Source organism: Stutzerimonas stutzeri, from assembly GCF_024448955.1.
GTDB lineage: Bacteria > Pseudomonadota > Gammaproteobacteria > Pseudomonadales > Pseudomonadaceae > Stutzerimonas > Stutzerimonas stutzeri_AQ.
Genome location: NZ_JAMOIH010000022.1, coordinates 38,759 through 57,411 on the forward strand (window position 1 = coordinate 38,759; position 18,653 = coordinate 57,411).

The window sequence follows — 18,653 nt, forward strand, 5'->3', positions numbered from 1 at the left end:
ACACAGGAGACCCCCATGAGCATCCCCGCTTTCGGCCTCGGCACCTTCCGCCTCAAGGGCCAGCAAGCCATCGACTCGGTGAAGATGGGCCTTGAGCTCGGCTATCGCCACGTCGACACCGCGCAGATCTACGAGAACGAAGCGGAAGTCGGCCAGGCCATTGCCGAGAGCGATGTGCCTCGCGAAGAGCTGTTCGTGACCACCAAGGTCTGGACCAGCAACCTTGGTGCTGACCGGCTGATTCCCAGCCTTGAGGAAAGCCTGACCAAGCTGCGCCTGCAGCAGGTCGACCTCACCCTGGTGCACTGGCCATCACCGAACGACGAACAAGCAGTCGCCGACTACCTGGCCTGCATGATGGAAGCCAAAGAGCGCGGCCTGACCCGCGCCATCGGCATCTCCAACTTCACCATTGCCCATATGCAGCAAGCCATCGATGCCATTGGCGCCGAGAACATCGCCACCAACCAGGTCGAGGTGCATCCCTTCCTGCAGAACCGCAAGGTGATCGACTTTGCCCGCAGCCATGGCATCCACATCACCGCCTATATGCCGCTGGCCTACGGCAAGGTGATGCAGGACGAGGTGCTGCAACGCATCGGCGAAAGCCACAACGCCAGCCCCGCGCAAGTCGCCCTCGCCTGGCTGCTGCAACAGGGCTTCGCCGTCATCCCCTCCTCCACCAAACGCGAAAACCTCGCCGCCAATCTGGCTGCTCAGGAGCTGCGCTTGACTGATGAAGAGATGCAGCAGATCGCCACGCTGGATCGCAACGAGCGCCTGGCCAACCCCGGCTTCGCGCCAATGTGGGATTGATCGGCACACAAACAGACGCGCCACCGCGCGGGCTTCAAGCGCCCACCGGCGGCGCGGCATAAGCATTTGATAGACGGACGAAAAATCACGGAAGGAGGGTTGACAGCCACAGGCGCGACGAGAATAATGCGCGCCACTTGGCTACGTAGCTCAGTTGGTTAGAGCATAGCATTCATAATGCTGGGGTCCGGGGTTCAAGTCCCTGCGTAGCCACCAAATTCAAAAGGGTTCAGCGAAAGCTGAACCCTTTTTTTGTGCCCGCCGTTTAGCCCAGCATCACCGAGAGCGCACCATGAGAGACGACTTCGACAACATCCGCGCTGAGCGCGAAACGCCCTATCGCACCTCCTCAGCGACTCAATCCAATCAGCATGCCGGGCTCTGGAAACAGATCGCGATCGGCATCGTGGTTGGGCATCTATCGTTGGGGTTGATTGGCGCGGTGGTTTGGATGGTTGCGGCGCAGCTGCTTGTTGGGGATTTGCAGATCGTCATGCCCTGGGCGGGGAAGCAATAGGGATGATGTGGTTTCTGCGCTGCATCTGAGAAAGATTAAAACAGGGCGAAAAACCAAACCTGTTCCCGTTTCGGCTTAACGAATAACTGGCCAGCCCCTGCTTGAGCAGGCAGTGACTGACATTTCTGGGCTACCTCCTCTCCGCTAGACATTCCGACAGCGGCTGCTCTTGCTGATTGACGCGAAAGGCAGCTATCGGCCAAAAGCGGTCACCTGACTGTTTTTCCCAATGAGCAGCGACACAGCAGCAGTGATCATCTGCTCAACCCCTTGGCAAGTGATCACTGCTCAACAAGCGACGTTCCTTCAAGATAATCTGGTCGAAACCGTTGTTTGGCTGAGCGGTAACAGGCGTACTGTCGTGCTATATCCTGCAGCAAGTGATAACCGATGAGGCAATCCGCCCCGACTGGGATTGATCAGGAACAAATAACTGGCTCCTGACCATCTTGGCAACGCGCATACCGCGGATCAATGACGCAGCGCTTCCTGCGCGGCCATCGTGTCTGCACGTTCAGCATCTTCCAGCCACGATTGCGCAATAAGCTCGAGCATTGCGTGGGTACGTACGAAGTCCAACGACGCCTGCGCCCATTCTTGTGCTTGTTGAGCCAAGCTCCGCTCCTGGTCACCACCCTCTCCGAACGCTTTGCAGAACACGCCTCGCATGTTGACCCTTTCGATTCGAATCCCAAGTTCTACATGCGAAGAAGCGATCGTCTCGATGACATGCCGAACGGCTTCGTGTGGCCAGGCTCCATCCGTAGGGCTCATTGGCGCATGCGCCAGTACTTGGCCGATCAGCTGATCGGTAATGTCCTGACGATTCTGTTCCGCTGCCAGGCATCGGAGCTCGAGGCACCACGCCAGCAAGGCATCCTGATTAACCTCTCGATCCGTCTGACCTGGCAGGGACTTCAAGCTTTTCAGCAATTGATACGCAGTAGTGGCACGGCTCTTCTGCAATGCAGAGGCTTCCACCGGCTCTGCCCCCTTAGCCCTGAAAACCAGACATACCATCTGCAGGAAGAAGCTCGGCTGCTCAAGCAGCATTCGATGCAAAGCTTTAGGGTCATGGCGCAGCATAGGTAGGTAGGCAAACTCCAAGCTCGCCATTTGTTCCAGCGTCATGTCCGGTCGCTCGGCCAACTCCCTGATGACCTTTTCAATGTCAAAGAAACCTGTGGCCAGCCGAGCACCAGTCTTGGCGTTTTGCTCTGCAACGCCTTCCATCAACAGCGACACGACTTCCTCTGTCGGAATCTCACCGATTCTACGGGATACGGCGCTCAAGGCGGCGACAGGACGTCCGATCTCTCGGTATTTTCCCACTGCATAAAGCAGCTCGTCGGTGCTTACTTCGAGGGGGTATGGTGATTTTTCAGTCCAATAAGCTCGCGCTATCTCATCGCCGAAAGATTCGACGTACAGCCATGTCTGCCTATCCTCTGGGATACGCTCGATCACCCTCGCTACACAGTCAGAAGGCAGGCCACTGCCCAGAAGCGCCGAACGCACCTCCTCTTTCCACCTATCCTCGAAGCGTACGATCCCGTCCGCCATAACTGCTCCAGCTGCGAGCTCACGCTCCTGCACAGCACTCGCAAGCAGGCCTGTGAACAACGCAAGGCGCTCGTCGTAGGACAGCTCAAGACGCAACGCGGAGTAAATCACGAAGTGCGAAATCTTAGCGCGGCCCGCCAGCTGCAGGACGCCCTGAACGCCTAGCATCTCATGCACCGCCGTCATGGCCTGCAAGCGGGCATTTTCAACGAGCTGGACAAAATCGGCACCTTCGTCATCAATGCCGTCCACAGGTGGCGTCCAGTCATCAAACAACCAAGTATGCTTTTCTACCAGCGCTTCGGGTGCGTACTGGTCGATCAGCGGCATCAAGCGTTCAATCCGCTCCGCCGACATCGCCCAATTTGCGCTCGGATACTTCTGGTGATGCTTGACCTGCACGTTCAAGGCCTTCCAGATTTGCGTTCGGTTATCCACGTCGGCGACGCTCAACACCTCGCCGAGCCGCTCGACAGCGGACTCGAATGGATCTTGCTGGAAGCTATGCAATGATTCAATCAAAGTGATCCAGCGCTCTGGCAGCGAGCCTGCAGCTTCGATCGCTAGCGCGATGATCTTGGCCTCGCTCTCCCAGACCAAACCATAAGTCAGGGTTTCACCGTGATCCTGCCCATACTCCCGAAATTTCGGCTTTTCGGTTGGCGAGCTGGTATCCCCTGAACTGGGAAGCAAGCTGACGAGGAGCGGCCAAGCAATGCTCGGGACAGTGTTCACGGTAGATTGCAGAACGGCCAACCGACGCTTCGTCCTCACAGAAGTGCTCGGCACCCAAGAGAGGAAGATAGCGCGCAGGCTGTTGATGGGACGGTTGATTAACTTGCCGCCCGGGTCGATCGACGCAAGCTTGGCCAGGCACAGCACTGCCCGTTCAAAGTAGTTCGCATCCCAAGCGATCACTTCCAGCGCCCACAACATTCCGCAGTGGTATGTGACTGGCGTGAGCATTCCAGGATGCTCGTCGAAAATGGGCAAGATGCTCGGCGAGGCGCCCTCAAGCTGGCGCTCGAGGGCCTCAAGAAAAGGGCCTGGAGATGCCTCTGCAAGTAGCACGAGATTCTGGCTCAGACTGGCCATCAACGTGGAGTCGCTCGATAGCCCAGGAATGGATCTGACCAAGTCGTCTACAAAGGCTTGCGGATTACCTCCGGCAACTGTGAACCCCGCATGTCTATGCAGCACGGCCATGTGAAGCAGTGTAGTCATCAGGCCGTTTCTGAGCTGTTCGCTATGAGAAGTATCCTGGTCGCGTTTGCTGCGTAGCAGGAAGGGTTCGTCTGCAGTGGGTGGTTTGTGCGACGCCGCAGCACTCTGGAAAACGGCGATCAGAGCCGCTTTAAACTGTTCCAGGTGCCGGCGCCCAACCCGATGGGCAAGGTGTAGAAACGCATCGACTGGAGCTTTGGTGGCCCACAAATTCTCAATGCGCTCGATGGGCGAATCCTGCATGGCTAGGAATCTGAGCAGTTCGTCCTCGGTTTCGTCATAAGGTTTCTGGCTGAGCGAGCTGAGGACTTCTTGATCATGTTCAACATCGCAGACCCACGCTCCTGCCAGCATGGCCGGTATCAGTGCGTCAGCATCGCCGACCCACGTGGGCAATTCAGCGGTACCACTTGGCTTCTGTCGAGCCAAGACCGCCAGACTGCGACCACAGGTACGCGCAGCGTTATACCCTTCGCTTTCAGACATGCCCATGCCGGTGAACGCTTTGCCAAGCTGAGTACTGGTGGGACGTGCCAGTTCTACATGATCACTCTTCTTGTCCTCTGCTCCGGCGCTTATCACTGTTGGCCCCGAAGTCTTCAGGATTCCAACACAGCTGCGCGCGGCCAGTCTGGGCAAGTAGATAAGGTTGCTCGTGTTAACTAGGTGTCGAGCGGCTTCCTCCGTCTCAACGATCAATGTACGTGCTTCCAGCGACTTGCGCACCGGCTCGGGTGCTTTGCGGATAGCTGCTACCGCAAAGGCGATGACCTCATCTGTAGTGTCTGCGGCAAACGCCAGTCGCCCACTTCCTTGGGCCAGGTTTCGCAGCAAGTCTTCTGCCTGGGATTCGCGCCCGGCGAGCAGAACATCTTCGACTAGTGCAGGTTCGAAGCGACGGGAAAAGGACTCCCAGAACTCATCCGTGCTGAGCACTCCGTGTTGGGGGGCGCGTCTGAATGCATGCCGTGCCCAACGCGAGGCGACTGCCGGGTTTTGCGCAAGCCAATCCTCCAGCAACGGGCCATCAAGATAGACGACACGCTTCCACTCACCTAGCTCGTTTTTTTCATCAAGCCAGTCCTCAACTTTTACCTGTGGCGTGTCCCATGTCCTGGGCGAAACGATGACTAAGGTGCACTCAGCACGATCGTCAGCAGTGACCTCTTTGGTGCGCTTGCTGTAGTCACCTTCGGCCTTGGTTTTGCCGGCACCGTTGGTTCCGAACTCCCAAATCGACTTTCCGTCGGGCACGAACGGGGATGTTGCATCGACGTCGAGATAGCCATCGAAGCCTCGAACTTGCCCCATGTCTCCGTGCAAAAAACGAAGCCGGCGCACCCGGGAGGCGGTGGCCCAGATGAGGTCAGCCACCAGTTCGGGAACTTTATCCCTGCCTTGGAGGGTGTCGGCCCACTGCCCTAGTTCAAGCGCACTGATCCACTTCAATGTTTTTCTCCTTTCACATGGCGCAGCGGTGGTGGCCGAGACGGCATGCCCCCCTTGCAGAAGCGACTCTAACGCACGCCAGAATGAAACTGCTAGGCACTCAGCATGGCTACAGACAGCGGCTTGTGCCATGCCTCGGCAGACAAGTCTCCAATGGAATAGGTGGAAAAGAGGACGTATGTATTTATCGGGCAGACTGGCCACTTCTGGCCGGTTAGCGACCACTGCTCTGGCTGGCCATCCTTGTCCTCCCACACGTGGAGGACTTGCCATGAACGCCATCGCTACCTGCAGCCGTCAGCCCTGGAACAAAGGAAAACTGGTCGGGCAGAAAACCCCGCTCCGACTTAGAGATATGACATCGACGGGACTATTGGCCAAGTTTGAGACGGTAGCACCGAACAGCTAAGCTGCGACAAGAGCATGCTCGGCATCTAAAAAGGCACATGTGCCGCCGTTCGCCTGCGCTCTGGCGATCGTCTCAAGACAGATCGTGGTTTTGCGCAGCTCTCAGAGCCGGCAATTTTCAACAAAGTGACCAGCCGGAAAACCACCAAAACCTAGGTCAATGTCCAAGGCCAGGCTACCTGACGGAAATACCTCGTTCCGAATTGCTCTGCCTTCATGAGACAGAGTCTCAGTGCGAGCATTTGCTCTAAGCTCGATTTCACTCAGTGCAGCGGCAAGAGCTGCAGATTTACGTTCGGCGGTCATGTCGGGTCTCGATACAGATCATGGTCTTTGTGTTGCCAGAACTGTAACGAGACCTCCGGACGACAAAGACGCGCTTCACCGCTCGTATGTAACTTGCATGTAATGGAATTGATCATCGTAGTGCGCAGCCAGGACGTATCCAGCAGAGCAAAGAAAGCTGTGATATCGCTCCGCGCTTTGAATGTGTGCAGGCAAAGCCTCTACGTAATGTCGGTGTACCGTACGAGCGTTGAGCTTGAAGCCACCTTCCAACATGATAGAAACAACGTCATGGGCTATCGAATCGCTGTGTCCTTCTTCGACATACAAAGCCTTAAGTGGCGAAGCCGTTCTCTTCCTAATCGCAACCATTGCCGCCGCAATATCAGTAAGCGCTGTGGATTGCTTACTGAGGCATGCGCGCATGTACGGGGCCAGGGCTTTGCAGCGTGCAAAGAATATCTTTACCAATTCCGGATCATTCAGGTCGGAGGGGATTGCTTGGAATGTATGTGATTTCGATGGTGACATCCTCCTTCGCTGCACCGCTTGGGCCGCGTCGAGAACGTGTTCCTTTAGATCGCGCCGGACGTACTTTCCCAATGTGCCTAATAAATGACTTGTCACCCCAAGGTCGTCTTCTGCGTTAACCTGGCTCGCAACGTAAGTACGCATAGATTCGAAGGACGCGATCGACGCAGCTCTCAGGACAACTTCTTGATGTGTAAATACCTCACGCCTTCCGCTGAATTTTGCAGACGGGACAATTTCCAGTTTTGATAGCCAGGAGTAGAGCTCCAGCGGCGCGTCTGCGAACTCCATGGCCAGCGCTCGTTCACTAAGCCTGTACCTGATGCATGCCGGCTCCGTTCGCAGCTCATCGAGAATTGAAAAAGCGATATCCGACGCTATGTGACCGTCTCCTTGGGTACCGGTCTTGTGGCAAACGGCGATCCCCATTGCTGCAAAAAAATTGCGGCTGTGTTCCAAGAAGCGCGTAATGGTTTCCAGATCCAACCCATCGTTTTTTTCGGACGCTGGCAGGGCTTCGTAATGCGCCTTGAACATGTCGATGTGGTCGGACAGAAAGATTTCCAGTATGCAATACACCCAGTGCTTCACATTCGCAGCACGAGCACCCTGTAAGCCTTTCTGTTGCACACTTGCCTGAACTTTGAGTGTGAGCCGGCGTAGCGCCATAAAGGCATACGGCTCGCGGTTTCGCATAACGATGTGAACCTGCAGCTGATTGAAGTAGAGCCGGTCTAGCAGGTCAATTGCAGCTGCTTTGTCAGGTGATGTTCTAGCCATTCTTTTCGTCGCGTGCCGCCGCAGCGGCATCGCTCTCCATGATCAAGTGGTCACTTCGTTCGCTTTGAATCGCCGCTCTTCTGAGCAGGAGTTCGGTCACCACCTCGATTGTATCGGTGGTCATGAGAGCCATCTCGCTTCGACTGGCCATACGGAACAAACCCAGCCGTATGCCCTTTTGGTGAAGTGGGTAGCTTTATGCACAAGCAGCCAAGGAGACTCATACATCCTCCTGACCGCTCTGGGCCTGTGCAGGAGTGGAGTTATTGACTACGGAGTCGTAGACATCTGATGCAGCTCGGGCAGCAAGGGTGCTTACGGCTACGGTGGCTACAATTTCAGCGGCGACAATCAGAATTTGGGGAAGAAAGATAGCTGGCAACATGATTTCGGACCTGTGTTCGGGGCATTCAGACGGCCTGGATGCATCCCGTGAGCCCATACTACGAAGCAGTCCTAGTGTCGTTAATGGTCATAGTGGATGTACCGATTCGTACACTAAATCTCAGATAGGGGGCTGAGGTTAATTTCCGGAGCTGCCCCTGTGCTGACTCGGCAAACTGAACATTGTGGCGATACCCGTACCGCCATGGACATACTAGGTGTCCTTAGTCCCAGTTGTTAAGAATGCGCGTTGTCCTTGTTAGGATTGTTCTCAACTCGGTCAGGCTTTCCCCGGAATTCCAGCTATCGCGCAGATTTTTACGTAGACGATCTCTTGCCTCAGCTAGGTCAGCGGTTACGGCAGCTAAATTTGCTTCTGATTTGGCTAAGTCTGCTTCAGCCTTAATCAGTTTCTGCAATGCATTTCGCAATTGAAAGCGTGGAGGGACATGCAGGCAAGCCGCTATCTTTAGCTGGGCCTGCATCAGGGAGTTCAAGATGGTTTCGTGTAAATCTTGATGAGCCAGCGTCCGAGCTAGCCATGGCTTCAGGCTGCTTTTGGCCGAAAGCTGCCGGTCATGGTCATCGGCAAAAGCGGACTTCGACATAGGCCTGCTTTCGTCTGTTGCAACTGCCACTATGTCAGTACTGCTTGACCGGCACTGTTTTTCATATGGCTGCCGCTAGATAGGGGAACGGTCATGTCCCTAATTATTCGGAGGCGTGTGCTATCAGCAAGCTTCGCCACGACCTCGCGCTGCGTTTACATCAACGCAACCGCTGCCCCGATACTGCCGGATGATAAAGCGGCTGAACCGTGTTCCCAGCAGGGTCGAGCATATGAAAGCTATATGCGCCGTCGCTGTGGGCAAAAGGGCGATCCAGCAACGTTACGCCTTGGCCTTTCAGGTATTCATACCAGGCATGTAGCTCGTCCAGGCTATCGACAATAAAGCCGTAGTGATCCATCGCCTGGACGCCGCTGCTTTTTTCCCGTGCGCGGCCCAGGGAGAGGTTGTCGTTGCCGCAGGTCAGGTAGACGAGGTCCTTGCTGGCTCGGTTGAGCACTTCCATGCCCAGCACATCGACATAGAAACGTTCGCACTCTTCAAGATTCGGGGCGGTCAGCGCCAGGTGACGCAGGCCATTCAGGCGACCGGGACGGGTTGGCATGGCTTGATCCTTCTTTGTATACAATCAGGCCGTAACCATAAAACAAAACAGGATGCTTATGTACTGTCTCATTTTGAAAACGCAGCTCAAGCCTGGCTCGTTCGCTCAGTTCATGGAGGCCATGCGCGTCAACGCCGCCGCTTCGGTGCAGAACGAGCCGGATTGCCTTGTGTTCGATGTCGTGCAGGATCTGAATGACCCTGATCTGGTGTATCTCTATGAGCTATACCGCGACGAATCGGCCTTCACTTACCACAAGACCACTGAGCACTATCTGCAGAGTCGCCCGCTGGTAGGCGAATTCATCGTCAAGCAAGAGGCCATGAAGGGCCAGATGGTTTGCGGTAACAGCAAACGCTGAAGGACACGGCGATAGAAAATAGCCGGACGACGACAAGCCCCGCCGAAGAGCGTGAATGCTGTTCACTTGAACACTATCGACTCTAGGCACGCTGCGTTTCGGACAGGCCTGCGGCCTGTATTCGCCGCGAGGTTGCGCCTCCCACAGGAGCTGGTGTGCACCTGCCGTTTAACGTGAGAGGTCCGACCTCGAGGCGAACTTACGAACGAACAGCATTGCGCCGAAGCAGGGCTATTTGAAGCTATCTGGGCTCGACGTCAGCGAGCCGCCTTGCGCATGGTGGTCTGGGTCGCCAACAGCAGGCCGGCAAAGATCAGCCCACCACCAACCAGATGGAACAGCTGCACCCCTTCCCCCAGCACCAGCCAGGCGAGAATCGCGGTGAAAACCGGCATCAGGTAGGTCGTCATGGCGGCCTTCGCCGCGCCAACGGTTTTGACGCCGTGGTTCCAGGATAGATAAGCCACCAGCGAGGCGAAGATGGCGGTGTAGCCGATTGCGGCGAGGTTGGTTGGGGTGGGCGTGAAGCCACCCACTTGGGCCAGTTCGAACAGGTAGAACGGCAGGATCATCGGCACGCCGAACAGCATTAGTACGCCGAGCAACGTCAACGGCGGAAGCTGGAGAAAGCCTGACCAGCGCCGCAACAGCAGGGTGTATAGCGCCCAAACCAGTACCGCCACCAGCATAATCAGGTCACCTGCCTGAAACGACAGCCCACTGAACACCTCCCAGCTGCCCCGGCTGATGAGATAAACCAGCCCTCCAGCCGCAATGGCCATACCGAACCAAGCGCGCCGCGCCGGCCATTCATTCAGCAGCAGTCCACCACCGATGAAGGTGAAAAGCGGCAGGCAGGTATTCACCAATGTGAGGTTGATGGCTTCGGTGCTTTGCGCTGCCGTGTACAGCAGCGAGTTATAGCTGCTGATGCCCAGCGCAGCGATGACCGGCAGACGCCAGCTTGCCGCGCGTAGCACTGTGCGGTGAGCCCAGATCGATCGCGCGACGAAAGGGAGCAGCAGACAGGTCGCCAGAACCCAACGCCAGAAAGACAAAGTCAACGGAGGGATTGCGTCGTGGAAGGCCCGTGCGACCAGCGCATTACCGCTCCAGCAAAGCACAGCGAGCAGCAGACCAGCGAAGGCCCATCCTTGGCGACTCGCCATCAGACTGACCGTTGCGGGCGCAGACGGTATTGCGGTGGCACTTGCTCGGGGCCGCTGATGGTGACGTTGAGGTCCTTCCAGATGCCGTCCTTGATCCCGTAGATGCAGCCGTGCACGGACAGTGCCTGGCCGCGATGCCAAGCGTTCTGGACGATGCTGGTGTGGCTGACGTTGGCGACCTGCTGAATGACGTTGAGCTCGCACATGCGGTCCACCTGCTCCTCTTCTGTCGCAAAGGTGGAGATATGGTCACGGTGCTCGTAATAGAGGTCGCGGATGGTGCGTAGCCAGCCATCGATCAGACCCAGCTGGTCGTCACGCATGGAAGCGCGAACGCCACCACAGCCGTAATGGCCGGTGACCAGAATGTGCTTCACCTTGAGTACGTCGACGGCGTACTGAATGACGGACAGGCAGTTGAGGTCGGTATGCAACACGACATTGGCGACGTTGCGGTGAACGAACAGATCGCCCGGCAGCATGCCGACGATCTCGTTGGCCGGCACGCGGGCATCCGAGCAGCCGATCCAGAGATATTCCGGCGTCTGCTGCTTGGCCAGTTTGGCGAAAAACGTCGGGTCTTCCTCGTTGATGGCTTCAGCCCAACGCGCATTGTTTTCGAATAACTGTTGAAGATCGTTGCTCATCGATTGTCCCTTTGTGCTCCGATACGCACGTTACGAACCGGACCACGTTTTGACAAGCATGCAGGCCGGGACGTCACAGGCTAGACAGTGAAGAGCGGATTGGAAGGGACTTCGGCTCGCGGTCGGGACGAAAAGGCGCGCAGGTCGCGTAAAAAGTTGTCACGCCAGGCATTGAGATCGGCGGCGCGAATGGCGCGCATCATGTGCTCGTAACGATCCTTGCGTTCTGAGAGCGACATGCGCAGGGCTCGATCCAGCGCTTCGGCCATGCCGATGCAGTCGTAGGGATTGACGATAAGCGCCGAGGTCAACTCGCGAGCGGCGCCGGCAAAGCGCGACAGCACGAGCACGCCGGGGTCTTCAGGGTCTTGCGAGGCGACGTATTCTTTGGCGACGAGGTTCATGCCGTCGCGCAGCGGCGTAACGAAACCAATGTCGGCGTTACGGAACAGGCCCATCAGCACGCGCCGATCATGGCTCTTGTTGAGGTAGTGCAGCGGTGTCCAGTCCAGATCCGATAGCCAACCGTTGATGTGCCCCGCCGCGCTTTCAAGTTGCTGACGAATGTGCTGGTAGGTCTTCACATCGGAACGGGAAGTGGGCGCAATCTGGATGAACTCGACCGAGCGGCGGTGCTCTGGGTAACGTTCGAGAAACGCCTCGTAGGCCTTGAAACGCTCCAACAGACCTTTTGAGTAGTCGAGGCGGTCGACGCTGATGATTTTCTTGCGGGCGATGTCCGTGGTGCGCCGCATCGGCTTGCGTCGACCTTTGTAAGACTCGGCGAGGTCGTGGATTTCATCCGGGACCACCCCGATCGGATAGACCCCGGCACGGAAGTTCTGGCCGTAAGCGGTCAGGCTGCCATCGGACTCCAGAATGCCGCGCACTTCACGGGTCATGTAGTCCTGAAAGGCGAGACGATCGGTTTCGGTCTGAAACCCGATGAGGTCGTAGAAGCAGAGCGTCTTCAGCAACTCATTGTGCGGCGGGATAACAGTGAGAATTTCCGGCGGCGGAAACGGGATATGCAGAAAAAAGCCGATGCGGTTACGAATGCCCAACTGGCGGCAGCATTCGGCGAAGGGAATCAGGTGGTAGTCATGGATCCAGATAATGTCGTCGGGTTTGAGCAGCGGCTTGAGTTTCTCCGCCAGCATGGCGTTGACCCGTCTGTAACCATCGTATTCCTGACGGTTGTAGCGAGCCAGGTCGATGCGGTAATGGAAGATCGGCCAAAGCGTGGCGTTAGAAAAGCCGCGGTAATACTGATCGTAGTCTTGCTTGGTCAGCCCGAGGGTCACGTAGGTGATGTTACCGATGGTCTCGCTATTGGTTTGCGGGGAGCTGCTTACCTCACCGCTCCAGCCAAACCAGATGCCTCCGGCCTGGCGCAACGCGTCATAGACGCCCACTGCAAGTCCGCCAGCAGCGACCTTCCCCGCCTTGATAGGCGCTACGCGGTTGGAAACCACTACTAGTCGGCTCATGATGGTTCTCGCTTCAGTCTGGTTTTATTGGATTTACCGGCTGTTCGGACAGGGCGCTAAGTAGGCTTTCGAGCCAGGCGCCGACGGCTTCTACCGAATCCAGACGCTGCGTGGCTTCGGTCGCGCCGGTGCCGACCTTGACGCTCAACCCGCCCAACTCATTGACAGCCTTGAAGCCCGCCTCGTCGGTGAGATCGTCACCGATGAAGACAGGCGTTCGCCCCTTGAAAGGCGCTTCCTGCATGAAGGTGCGAATCACCTCGCCCTTGCTGGCGCCACGCGGTTTGAGTTCGAACACGCATTTGCCTGGTTGCAGGGCCAGCACGTCGCCGTAGCGACCAATGAAGTCTTCAGCCAGAGCACGAGCGGCCTCTTCCAGCTCTGGAGCCAGCCGGAAATGCAGCGCGAAGGCGACATCCTTGTTTTCCAGCGATAGGCCGGGAAGCTCGGCGCACGCTCGGGCCAGCTCTTGGTGGATGCGGTCGAACAGAACGTTGTCCAGCGCCAGATTCCGCAATTGGCCTTCGGCGGTGCGTCTTTCGGCGCCGTGCACGCCGGCAGCTGGCAGGCGCAGTGGCGCAAGCAGATCGTCGAGCTGGCTGAGCGGGCGTCCCGAAATAACGGCTATGGGGATCTCGCTGACATGCAGATGTTCGAGCGCCGTCAACGAGCCAGGCGGGATGAAAACGAGTTCGGGACGAGGCTGTATCTCAGCCAGCGTGCCATCGACATCGAAGAAAAAAGCGCAGTGGCGGACGTCCAGCCCGGATAGATCATGGGATTCGTTCATGCTTCTGAGACTCTTGATCCTCGTCAGTGGTTCGCGCGGCTTGCAACGCGACAGCCCCGGAAGCGTTACGCGAAAGACTCTTGCAGCTTGGTTCATAAAGCCCGAGCCGGCCAGCGGCCAGCCTGAATCTTCACCCCGACACCGGGTCACAATCTGCAAGACCGCACTTTCGCAGGAGGTTGTCATGAATGATCGCAAGCCCTACACACCCACTGAAATCGACGATACCGAAGACCGCATGGGTTCGATTGAGCAGCTCGATTTCGACCAGCGTCGGGACGAGCGCAAGGGCCGTATCGGTGACGAGGCCCCTGCGCAAGAGATTGAGGATGAGTTTCCGCCGGAGCGTGTAGCCGAAGCCGGCATGTCTGCCGGCGAAGTGCCGGATGACGGCGCAACCATGGATGACCTGGCACCGGAAACACTGATCAAGGAAGACGGTGCACGATCGCCCCACGAGCGCGGCCATGGCGGCCCAGCCGATCAGGAACTGAGTGAAGTTTCCGAGCACCGCATCGGCGCCGGCATGGATCTGGACGAGGCCGAAGAGGCCCGTTATGACCCGTTGGATGGCAAGGCCTGGGATGGTCCTGCCGATGGCGATCCGGATACTGGCCTCGGTGGTGGCGACGCCGTACTGCACGAGAACGACGATGTGATGGATGACAACGAACTGGGCGGCGACGCCCCGCTGGATTCGGGGCGGGACAAAGCGCCGGGGCGGTAATCTCGTCAGGGGACCTCATCGGGCTCAGGCAGAAAGGTTTGTCGAGCAAAACGAAAAGGCCGGACTCATTCGAGCCCGGCCTTTTCGTGCATGCCCTTTCGCTGTTCAGTCGATCAGGGTGCAGGCCATCACCAAGGCATCTTCGCGTCCGTCAGCGGACGGGTAATAGCCCCGGCGGCGCCCCACTTCGTTAAAGCCATAGCGTTCGTACAGTCGGTAAGCCGGTGCATTGCTGGCGCGCACCTCCAGAAAGCATTCTCGCCCGCCACGCTCGTGAGCCCGCTGCATCAGGTGCTCGAGCAGACGCAAACCAAGGCCACGGCCCTGGCTCTGCGGTTTGACGGTAATGTTCAACAGGTGCGCCTCGTCGAGGATGACGTTGATCACACCGTGCCCGACCTGCTGGTCACCTTCGAACATGACCCAGCACTCGTAAGCCGTCAGCGCATCGGTGAAGATGCCTCGGGTCCAGGGATGGCTGAAAGCGGCGTATTCGATTTTCAAGACGGTTTCGATATCCGCCACGGTCATCGGGCGGAAGCTGACTGCATCACTCATTCAACACTACTCAAGGGAGCCACTCATAAACCGGTTACCCAACGCGGCATGCTACGACGCATGGCCTTCCACAGCTGCGCCTTGCTTTCAGGCTGCTCCATCAATTGTTCGAGCCCTGGCATGGTCAGCGCGAGTCCCAAACCTTCTATGGTGAGCTCGCGATAGCAGGCATCCGCCTCGACTTCGCCAGCGAAACGAAGGGCTGGCGAGCCGATCAGCCAGAGGCAGGCACAACCCATTCCCTCCAGTTCAGCGGCGACCACGCCCTGCACGTAATCGCGTGCAGCTTCGATCCCCTGATCAAGGCTGCCGCGATGCAACAGCGGCCAGCGAATCGGCTCGCCGTCGCCGACCTGCTGGGGCTTGTCCGGCAACCAGGCGGCGCGCAGCAAATCCTTGAGCAGGATGTAAGCCGGGTCACGGCTCTGGAAGGATTCGCCTGTCGGCAGCTCCACCAACAGCAGCACGTTGCCGGCACGCAGCAGCTGCAAGGCAAAACGCGGCGGCGGCACGACGGCTTTCTGCTCGACCGCGGCCGCCTGCGCCTCACTGATTTTCGCGACCGGCTTTTTCGGTTCGGGCACGGCGATCCGTGGCATGGCGGCCCTCACCGCGTCGGCCGCCGGGCTCGCCGTGACAGCGGGTGTAGCGGTTACCGGCCGGAGCGCCGAAGGGGTCGGCTTCGGGGTTGGCCGTTCGAGCTCGATAGCTGGCGCAGGCTCGGGTTCAGGCTCGACGAACTGCAGCAGCTCCGGGCGCGAAGGCGCGGCGAAAGGCAGCTCGGTCCGTGGCAGCCAAGTGGTGATCTGCATGGCGTCGAGAAAGGCCCGACGCCGATCTTCGGCGATCAAACCCCGGCCACCTGCGGATGGGCCTTCGCGCCCACCTGCATCAGGTTCAAGGCATTCAGGTAAGCCTTGGCGGAGGCCACGACGATATCGGTGTCGGCGCCGTTGCCATTGACGATGCGCCCACCCTTCTCCAGACGCACGGTAACCTCACCCTGCGAATCGGTGCCTTTGGTGATGGCGTTGACCGAATACAGCTGCAACGTGGCGCCGGAATTGGCCACCGATTCGATGGCCTTGAAGGTCGCGTCCACCGGACCGGAACCTTGGCCTGCGGCGCTCTGTTCGCTGCCGTTTACGCTGATCACCAGCTTGGCATCGGGGATCTCGCCTGTCTTGCTCGCTACTTCCAGCGTCACCAGCTTGAAATGCTCCTGGACGTCTTCGGCCAGGGTGTCGGAGACCAGCGCCTGCAAGTCTTCGTCGAAGATTTCGTGCTTCTTGTCCGCCAACTCCTTAAAGCGCGCAAACGCAGCATTCAGCTCGCCTTCGCCGGACAGGACGATGCCCAATTCATCCAGCCGTGAGCGGAAAGCCGCACGCCCAGAGTGCTTGCCCATGACCATCTTGTTGGCATTCCATCCTACCGATTGCGCGGACATGATCTCGTAGGTTTCGCGGTGCTTGAGCACGCCGTCCTGATGAATGCCCGACTCGTGGGCGAATGCATTGGCGCCGACGATGGCTTTGTTTGGCTGCACCGGAAAGCCGGTGATACCGGAGACCAAGCGCGAGGCGCTGAGGATATGTTCGGTCTCGATGCGGGTGTGCACGCTGAGCAAGTCCTGGCGGGTCTTGATCGCCATCACAACTTCTTCCAGCGCGGCGTTGCCGGCGCGTTCGCCGAGGCCATTAATAGTGCATTCGACCTGGCGCGCGCCCGCTACGACGGCTGCCAGCGAGTTGGCGACGGCCAGGCCGAGGTCATTGTGACAATGCACGGAAAACACGGCCTTGTCGGCGTTGGGGATGCGCTCGAGCAGTTGGCGGATGGTATCGGCGTATTGATGCGGAATGGCGTAGCCGACGGTGTCCGGAATATTGATGGTCCGTGCACCGGCATTGATCGCCGCTTCGATGATGCGGCAGAGGAAATCGATTTCCGAACGTCCGGCGTCCTCGCAAGAAAACTCCACATCGGCGCAGAGGTTACGTGCTTTGGTCACGGCGCGTACGGCCTGCTCGATGACCTGATCCGGCTGCATGCGCAGCTTGTATTGCATGTGGATCGGGCTGGTGGCGATGAAAGTATGAATCCGTCCGGAGCTAGCGCCAGCCAGCGCTTCGGCCGCGCGCTCGATGTCTGCATCGACGGCGCGGGCCAGGCTGCACACGGTGCTGTCCTTGATGTGGTCGGCTACCGCTTTGACCGCGGCGAAATCTCCCGGGCTAGCAATGGCGAAGCCGGCTTCGATCACATCGACCTTCAGCCGCTCGAGAGCCTTGGCGATGCGCAGTTTTTCTTCACCGGTCATGGAAGCGCCGGGGCTCTGTTCGCCGTCTCGCAGGGTGGTGTCGAAGATGATGACGCGGTCGTTGCTGCTCATATCGAACTCCTCTTGGCCAGCCGTGCGGACTCAGGCGGCGCCTCAAGTGTGAATTGTGGCCGGAAACCCACAACGCGGGAAGGCCGAGCGGCTCATTGCGCGACTCCAACAATCGGTTTGGGCTGATTTGCACCGGCCCAGGCAGTACAGTTGCCGACTATTTTTTGCAGCCGACAGAGCCGATTCAGATGATCGAACCCAAGCGCGTACTGCGTGGGACGTTGCTTGAGCCCCTGTGCGAGCGCTTCGATGCCGGCACGCTGAGCCTGATCGAACTGCGACATCAGTTGGCCGCGCAACTGCCGGAAGGCACGCCTACCGACATCACCGCCCTGCTCGATCAATGGATTCGTCTGGACATCCTCGTCCCGGTGGCGAAAAGCCCGAATCGCTTCGAACTGAACGCGTAGATCCACGGCTTCCTATCTTATCTGCGCCACGAACATCGGCTCGGCCTGTGCTTGGAAACCGAAGCCTACTTGCGACCTCGCACGCCTGGCAGGGCATCCTCAGGACGCCGTCGAAGTCCGCGATGGTCAGGCCCCGCCTGCCAGCTGAGCCTGCTCGCATGCGCGTGCACGACGTGCTGAGAAACTCATCAACGACAAGCAGCGCTGATCAGCGTGGCCCCAGCGACCGGCAGATTTCGCTGCTTCACACTATGCCGATGTGCCGGCGATCTAGGATGAATACGTCGAGCCGATGATTCAACTGGCCGCGCTAGATAGCGCTTTCGGGCAGGCGTGTGCCACGTCGAGTAAGTGCTGATAAAGCTGCTCAGCGAGCGGCAGCGACTCGGTTAGTTGGTGCCTGCCGTTACGCTCATGCGCGCATCCTCAGGTGCAGAGCACTGCCCAGCTGACCCTGCGTCATGCTCACGAGCTGTTGTGCCTTTGCGTGAGGAGGCGCGTCGACACAATGCCGTGATCCAGGTGCCGCGCAGGTCTGTCGGCCATCCGCAAGGTAACCATAGCTGGGTAAGTCGCAGATCGAAGCCTTTATCCGCTCCGCCAGCGCTGCATCGTTGAGCACACACTGCCGTCGAGCTTCCTATACTTCCGGGATTTGTCTGATTCGAGCCGTCAGTCGCCTCACCAGAGCTGACCGCCGTTAGGCTGCCGCCCTGATACAGCTTGCGCCAATGGGATAGCTGGCTGGGGTTGATGCCGTTGCGCGTGGCCATCACCGAGACGCTTTGCCCGGGCTCCAAGCTCTCGCGCACCATGACCAGTTTTTCCTCGATGCCCCAGCGGCGACGCCGCTCCTGGCCGAGCACTTCGATGGTCTGCTCTTTGCTGGTAGTCATAAACACAGTCGTTTGCCTATCCCTTATGGTAAGGGGGAAACGGTGTCCTGTTTTTCAAGGGGCTCGTTCACCTGCATAGT

Annotated in this window: 18 protein-coding genes, 1 tRNA gene and 3 pseudogenes; 7 read left to right on the forward strand and 15 right to left on the reverse strand. The window is 58.3% G+C overall.

From position 1 onward, the window contains the following. Positions 1–15: 15 nt before the first annotated feature. The 3 genes from dkgB to NA645_RS19250 all read left to right on the forward strand — a co-directional run bounded on the left by dkgB (position 16) and on the right by NA645_RS19250 (position 1,333). Positions 16–816 carry a 2,5-didehydrogluconate reductase DkgB gene (gene dkgB / locus NA645_RS19240; RefSeq protein ID WP_256050279.1) on the forward strand — a complete coding sequence of 267 codons (801 nt, stop codon included), beginning with the start codon at positions 16–18 and terminating at the stop codon, positions 814–816. A 139-nt stretch (positions 817–955) separates the two neighbouring features. Beyond that, positions 956–1,032 (forward strand) — tRNA-Met (locus NA645_RS19245). A 76-nt stretch (positions 1,033–1,108) separates the two neighbouring features. Continuing rightward, positions 1,109–1,333: a hypothetical protein gene (locus NA645_RS19250; protein WP_256050280.1), complete on the forward strand. Its 225-nt coding sequence runs from the start codon at positions 1,109–1,111 to the stop codon at positions 1,331–1,333. 471 nt (positions 1,334–1,804) lie between these two features. On the opposite strand, the gene NA645_RS19255 is transcribed toward NA645_RS19250, so the two are convergent. Continuing rightward, the gene (locus NA645_RS19255; protein ID WP_256050281.1) at positions 1,805–5,569 is read right to left on the reverse strand and encodes a hypothetical protein; all 3,765 of its coding nucleotides are present in this window, start codon (positions 5,567–5,569) and stop codon (positions 1,805–1,807) included. A gap of 271 nt (positions 5,570–5,840) precedes the next feature. On the opposite strand from NA645_RS19255, the pseudogene NA645_RS19260 reads away from it, so the two are divergent. Continuing rightward, a pseudogene (locus NA645_RS19260) lies at positions 5,841–5,927 on the forward strand (integrase); the annotation flags it as partial. Between the two features lie 47 nt (positions 5,928–5,974). On the opposite strand, the gene NA645_RS20200 reads toward NA645_RS19260, so the two are convergent. The 6 genes from NA645_RS20200 to NA645_RS19285 all read right to left on the reverse strand — a co-directional run bounded on the left by NA645_RS20200 (position 5,975) and on the right by NA645_RS19285 (position 9,130). Then, positions 5,975–6,076, reverse strand: a complete 102-nt coding sequence (locus tag NA645_RS20200) for a hypothetical protein (RefSeq protein ID WP_423836587.1) — start codon at positions 6,074–6,076, stop codon at positions 5,975–5,977. 3 nt (positions 6,077–6,079) lie between these two features. Further along, positions 6,080–6,283 (reverse strand): hypothetical protein, encoded by a 204-nt coding sequence (locus NA645_RS19265; protein WP_336605281.1) that lies wholly within the window; start codon positions 6,281–6,283, stop codon positions 6,080–6,082. Between the two features lie 75 nt (positions 6,284–6,358). Continuing rightward, positions 6,359–7,573, reverse strand: coding sequence for a hypothetical protein (locus NA645_RS19270; RefSeq protein WP_256050282.1), 1,215 nt, complete (start codon positions 7,571–7,573; stop codon positions 6,359–6,361). Then, positions 7,566–7,697, reverse strand: coding sequence for a hypothetical protein (locus tag NA645_RS19275; RefSeq protein ID WP_256050283.1), 132 nt, complete (start codon positions 7,695–7,697; stop codon positions 7,566–7,568). Before NA645_RS19275 ends, NA645_RS19270 begins: the two co-directional genes overlap by 8 nt. Positions 7,698–8,181: 484 nt before the next feature. Next, positions 8,182–8,565, reverse strand: a complete 384-nt coding sequence (locus NA645_RS19280) for a hypothetical protein (protein ID WP_256050284.1) — start codon at positions 8,563–8,565, stop codon at positions 8,182–8,184. A gap of 160 nt (positions 8,566–8,725) precedes the next feature. After that, positions 8,726–9,130 carry a VOC family protein gene (locus tag NA645_RS19285; protein ID WP_256050285.1) on the reverse strand — a complete coding sequence of 135 codons (405 nt, stop codon included), beginning with the start codon at positions 9,128–9,130 and terminating at the stop codon, positions 8,726–8,728. 58 nt (positions 9,131–9,188) lie between these two features. Between NA645_RS19285 and NA645_RS19290 the strand changes: the two genes are divergently transcribed. Further along, positions 9,189–9,491 (forward strand): putative quinol monooxygenase, encoded by a 303-nt coding sequence (locus NA645_RS19290; protein ID WP_256050286.1) that lies wholly within the window; start codon positions 9,189–9,191, stop codon positions 9,489–9,491. Positions 9,492–9,748: 257 nt separating this feature from the next. Here the strand turns inward: NA645_RS19290 and NA645_RS19295 are convergent, their stop codons facing one another. The 4 genes from NA645_RS19295 to otsB form a co-directional block, all read right to left on the reverse strand. Further along, complete coding sequence (locus NA645_RS19295; RefSeq protein ID WP_256050287.1) at positions 9,749–10,660, reverse strand: DMT family transporter; 912 nt, start codon at positions 10,658–10,660, stop codon at positions 9,749–9,751. Beyond that, positions 10,660–11,307 (reverse strand): carbonate dehydratase, encoded by a 648-nt coding sequence (gene can, locus NA645_RS19300; protein WP_256050288.1) that lies wholly within the window; start codon positions 11,305–11,307, stop codon positions 10,660–10,662. Before can ends, NA645_RS19295 begins: the two co-directional genes overlap by 1 nt. Positions 11,308–11,387: 80 nt before the next feature. Further along, positions 11,388–12,797, reverse strand: coding sequence for an alpha,alpha-trehalose-phosphate synthase (UDP-forming) (otsA, locus tag NA645_RS19305; protein WP_256050289.1), 1,410 nt, complete (start codon positions 12,795–12,797; stop codon positions 11,388–11,390). 13 nt (positions 12,798–12,810) lie between these two features. Beyond that, entirely contained in the window at positions 12,811–13,587 is a 777-nt protein-coding gene (otsB, locus tag NA645_RS19310; protein ID WP_256050290.1) for a trehalose-phosphatase, read from the reverse strand. A gap of 184 nt (positions 13,588–13,771) precedes the next feature. Here otsB and NA645_RS19315 point away from each other — a divergent pair, with 184 nt between their 5' ends. After that, the gene (locus NA645_RS19315; protein WP_256050291.1) at positions 13,772–14,314 is read left to right on the forward strand and encodes a hypothetical protein; all 543 of its coding nucleotides are present in this window, start codon (positions 13,772–13,774) and stop codon (positions 14,312–14,314) included. 105 nt (positions 14,315–14,419) lie between these two features. Here NA645_RS19315 and rimI read toward each other — a convergent pair whose 3' ends face one another. Genes rimI through NA645_RS19330 form a run of 3 tightly spaced genes read right to left on the reverse strand, consistent with a single transcriptional unit; the run spans position 14,420 to position 17,267 of the window. After that, on the reverse strand, positions 14,420–14,872 hold the full coding sequence (gene rimI, locus NA645_RS19320) for a ribosomal protein S18-alanine N-acetyltransferase (protein ID WP_256050292.1): 453 nt from the start codon (positions 14,870–14,872) through the stop codon (positions 14,420–14,422). 23 nt (positions 14,873–14,895) lie between these two features. Beyond that, positions 14,896–15,723 carry an energy transducer TonB gene (locus tag NA645_RS19325; protein ID WP_256050293.1) on the reverse strand — a complete coding sequence of 276 codons (828 nt, stop codon included), beginning with the start codon at positions 15,721–15,723 and terminating at the stop codon, positions 14,896–14,898. Further along, complete coding sequence (locus NA645_RS19330) at positions 15,720–17,267, reverse strand: 2-isopropylmalate synthase (RefSeq protein WP_256050294.1); 1,548 nt, start codon at positions 17,265–17,267, stop codon at positions 15,720–15,722. The genes NA645_RS19325 and NA645_RS19330 overlap by 4 nt, the downstream gene beginning before the upstream one ends. Positions 17,268–17,455: 188 nt before the next feature. Between NA645_RS19330 and NA645_RS19335 the strand changes: the two are divergent. Continuing rightward, positions 17,456–18,193 (forward strand): annotated as a pseudogene (locus tag NA645_RS19335) (Mks condensin complex protein MksB); the annotation flags it as partial. A gap of 164 nt (positions 18,194–18,357) precedes the next feature. On the opposite strand, the pseudogene NA645_RS19340 reads toward NA645_RS19335, so the two are convergent. After that, positions 18,358–18,549, reverse strand: a pseudogene (locus tag NA645_RS19340) (transposase); the annotation flags it as partial. Positions 18,550–18,653: the final 104 nt, after the last annotated feature.

What these genes read in the sequence shown, in the direction of transcription:
- otsA (WP_256050289.1), bottom strand. Translation starts at nt 12,797, where the DNA reads ATGAGCCGACTAGTAGTGGTTTCCAACCGCGTAGCGCCTATCAAGGCG.
- otsB (WP_256050290.1), bottom strand. Translation starts at nt 13,587, where the DNA reads ATGAACGAATCCCATGATCTATCCGGGCTGGACGTCCGCCACTGCGCT.
- NA645_RS19315 (WP_256050291.1), top strand. Translation starts at nt 13,772, where the DNA reads ATGAATGATCGCAAGCCCTACACACCCACTGAAATCGACGATACCGAA.
- rimI (WP_256050292.1), bottom strand. Translation starts at nt 14,872, where the DNA reads ATGAGTGATGCAGTCAGCTTCCGCCCGATGACCGTGGCGGATATCGAA.
- dkgB (WP_256050279.1), top strand. Translation starts at nt 16, where the DNA reads ATGAGCATCCCCGCTTTCGGCCTCGGCACCTTCCGCCTCAAGGGCCAG.
- can (WP_256050288.1), bottom strand. Translation starts at nt 11,307, where the DNA reads ATGAGCAACGATCTTCAACAGTTATTCGAAAACAATGCGCGTTGGGCT.
- NA645_RS19270 (WP_256050282.1), bottom strand. Translation starts at nt 7,573, where the DNA reads ATGGCTAGAACATCACCTGACAAAGCAGCTGCAATTGACCTGCTAGAC.
- NA645_RS19295 (WP_256050287.1), bottom strand. Translation starts at nt 10,660, where the DNA reads ATGGCGAGTCGCCAAGGATGGGCCTTCGCTGGTCTGCTGCTCGCTGTG.
- NA645_RS19280 (WP_256050284.1), bottom strand. Translation starts at nt 8,565, where the DNA reads ATGTCGAAGTCCGCTTTTGCCGATGACCATGACCGGCAGCTTTCGGCC.
- NA645_RS19285 (WP_256050285.1), bottom strand. Translation starts at nt 9,130, where the DNA reads ATGCCAACCCGTCCCGGTCGCCTGAATGGCCTGCGTCACCTGGCGCTG.
- NA645_RS19250 (WP_256050280.1), top strand. Translation starts at nt 1,109, where the DNA reads ATGAGAGACGACTTCGACAACATCCGCGCTGAGCGCGAAACGCCCTAT.
- NA645_RS19275 (WP_256050283.1), bottom strand. Translation starts at nt 7,697, where the DNA reads ATGACCACCGATACAATCGAGGTGGTGACCGAACTCCTGCTCAGAAGA.
- NA645_RS19265 (WP_336605281.1), bottom strand. Translation starts at nt 6,283, where the DNA reads ATGACCGCCGAACGTAAATCTGCAGCTCTTGCCGCTGCACTGAGTGAA.
- NA645_RS19330 (WP_256050294.1), bottom strand. Translation starts at nt 17,267, where the DNA reads ATGAGCAGCAACGACCGCGTCATCATCTTCGACACCACCCTGCGAGAC.
- NA645_RS19290 (WP_256050286.1), top strand. Translation starts at nt 9,189, where the DNA reads ATGTACTGTCTCATTTTGAAAACGCAGCTCAAGCCTGGCTCGTTCGCT.